Here is a 2,362-nt window from a genome sequence, read left to right as displayed (position 1 = left end):
CCTCGCCGGTGGGCATGGAGCGGGCCATGTCGTCGACGCCGGCCCGGCTGGCCTTGAAGCCCTCCATGAAGTCGCCGACCCTGAGCTTGCTGACGCTCGCGGCCTTGCCGAGGTAGCTCATCGGGTCGACGAGCGCGCCCGCCTTGCCCAACACGGTCGCGGCTTCCGCGCCCACGCCCAGCTTTCCGGCCCTGCCGAGCTTGAGCAGCGATCCCGAGCCGAGGGTCAGGCCGTTGAACAACACCGTTCCGAACGCCTGCGAGGGATGCTCGCCCCACTGGTCCCACGCGACCAGCGACTTCCCGAAGTTGCGCAGGGCGGCCTTCTGCTTGTCGGTGTCACTGTGGTCGACCGGCCCGAACATCTTGTCCAGGGCCCATTCGTAGGGGGTCATGATGTAGGCGCTGACGCCACCGAAGACGTTGCCGATGTTCGACCAGGTCTTCTTGAAATTGTCCAAGTCGAACACGTTGACCATGCTGCCGAGGCCCTTCAGGGTGCCCCAGACACCGTCGACGAAGAAGCCCTTCAGCGCACCGCCGACATTGTCCTTGGTCCACTCCCACGCGGCCTTCAGACCGGTGTACTCACGCTCGTCGACCGTGCCCCAGGGCGTTTCCTTGGCGTCCTTGACGTCACTTTCACCGAAGCCGTACATGCCGGCCTTGTGGGAACCGTCATCGACGACGAAATGCGTGCCGCCCACCAACGACGTGATCTTGTTCGCGGCCTCCCGCTCGACACCCTGGAACGCCACCCACGTCGTGCCGACCTCACGCACCAGACGCGCGTTCTCGTCGATCTTGTGCTGGTCCTGCTGCCAGTCGTCGTCGTCCTTGTTGTCCGCGACGAACCTCTCCGCGTCCGTACGAAGCTGCTTCATCCGGTTCACCAACGGACGAGCCGACGTCGCGAAACTGCTCAACGCACCACTGACCGACTCCAGCTTCTTCGCGAACTCATCCGCCTTGTCCCGCACCGGAATCGTCGAATTGAACAATTCCTCCTGCTCCGGCGCGTCATAGACCGGATCCAACGCCTGGAACGCGTTGTGGACATCCTTGCCCGTACCCCGAATACCCGACGCGGTCGTCTTCAACGTCGCCGCATGCGTCTCCAACGTCTCCAGATTACCCGTGAAGGTCGGTATCTTCCCCAGATCGATCACTTCTTGGGGACCTTCATCTCTTCCGGAGTAGGAGCCTTGGAATACTCCTCCTGCTTGTTCTTCGCCATCTCCAGGTCACCCTTGAGGTACTCCTGCGTGGCCAACCGCGCCCCGGTGATCGACTTCCCCGCCCGAACCGGAAGGAACCTCACGTCGCTCTCCGTGCGCGTCTGAAACTCCTGCAACGCCTGCGCCACCGGACCGAACACGCCCCCCTCGGGAATCTCCGTCCCACCCAGAACCATCGTGCCCGCCGACGTCGCGGAGCCCATCAAGCCCTCCCCGTACGAGGTGAACTCGTCCTCGAACCTCCCGCCGGCCTCCGCGGTCTTGTTCAGAACCTCACGAACACCATCCGGCTTGATGTCCCACTTGGACACGATGCCCCCCGTCTACGTAGAACGTCTTCCCATGCCCTCGCACATCAGCCGATCGCGTCGACCGCGGCCTTCGCCCGCGCCAGCGTCTGATGCGCCGTCCCGTCGTTCTTCTCCATCGTGGAACGCAACAACGCGATGATCGAACGCACCTCCGCCGCAGCCTTGTCCCAACGCTGCTCCTTGCCGTGGTACTCGTCCGACACGCCGTCGGCCTGGAAGTCGGCCATCGCCGCCTTCACCGCCGCCTCACGCTCACCGAGCACCGTCTCCAACCGGGAGAGGATGCCCCCCAGCGAGCCCTGCACCTCCGTCGAGGCGCCGATGTCGTAACTCCGCCGATCCGTACCGCCACCAGCCATGCCACTACCCCCTGTTCGTCTAACGACCCGAGAAACGGGCCGCGTCGAAGTTCGCCGCCGCCATCTGCTGCTTGGCGTTGTCCGCCGACTCGTGGTCACCCTGACCGAACGAGGAGTCCATCCCGGACTGACCACCCAGGATCGACCGCAACGACCCGTTCAGCGCGGCCGTCACCTCGTCCGAATGCTCCTTGAACCGGTCGAAGGCCACCTTGCCCGAACCGTTGAACTTGCCCTCCAACGGAGCCGCCGCCGCGATCAGCTGGCGGATCAGACCGCCGAGGTCGCCACTCGAATCCCGCGTCCGGGACACCAGCCCCGTCAACGCCGTGTTACCCATGTCGAACTTCACGAGCTCACCCCCGTCACCCCTCTCACAGCAGGCCGCTCAAACAACCACAGCCCGCACTGGTGTTCCATGTCTATCAACCCCGCATTGCTGACTGCAAAGCCAA

The 2,362-nt window shown here is 64.3% G+C and carries 3 protein-coding genes and 1 pseudogene; all 4 read right to left on the bottom strand.

Features of this window, described 5'->3' with window-relative positions:
* A pseudogene (locus ACFYW3_RS39145) lies at positions 1 to 1,168 on the bottom strand (hypothetical protein); the annotation flags it as partial.
* Positions 1,165 to 1,548 carry a DUF6507 family protein gene (locus ACFYW3_RS39140; RefSeq protein ID WP_351763802.1) on the bottom strand — a complete coding sequence of 128 codons (384 nt, stop codon included), beginning with the start codon at positions 1,546 to 1,548 and terminating at the stop codon, positions 1,165 to 1,167. The gene ACFYW3_RS39140 and the pseudogene ACFYW3_RS39145, both read right to left, overlap by 4 nt.
* A 44-nt stretch (positions 1,549 to 1,592) precedes the next feature.
* On the bottom strand, positions 1,593 to 1,907 hold the full coding sequence (locus ACFYW3_RS39135) for a pore-forming ESAT-6 family protein (RefSeq protein ID WP_053675741.1): 315 nt from the start codon (positions 1,905 to 1,907) through the stop codon (positions 1,593 to 1,595).
* A 19-nt stretch (positions 1,908 to 1,926) separates the two neighbouring features.
* The gene (locus ACFYW3_RS39130) at positions 1,927 to 2,259 is read right to left on the bottom strand and encodes a hypothetical protein (RefSeq protein ID WP_351763799.1); all 333 of its coding nucleotides are present in this window, start codon (positions 2,257 to 2,259) and stop codon (positions 1,927 to 1,929) included.
* Positions 2,260 to 2,362 lie beyond the last annotated feature (103 nt).

This window comes from Streptomyces sp. NPDC002602, assembly GCF_042889445.1.
GTDB lineage: Bacteria > Actinomycetota > Actinomycetes > Streptomycetales > Streptomycetaceae > Streptomyces.
Note: the sequence above shows the minus strand (reverse complement) of the source record. Positions and strands in the feature narration are given on the sequence as shown.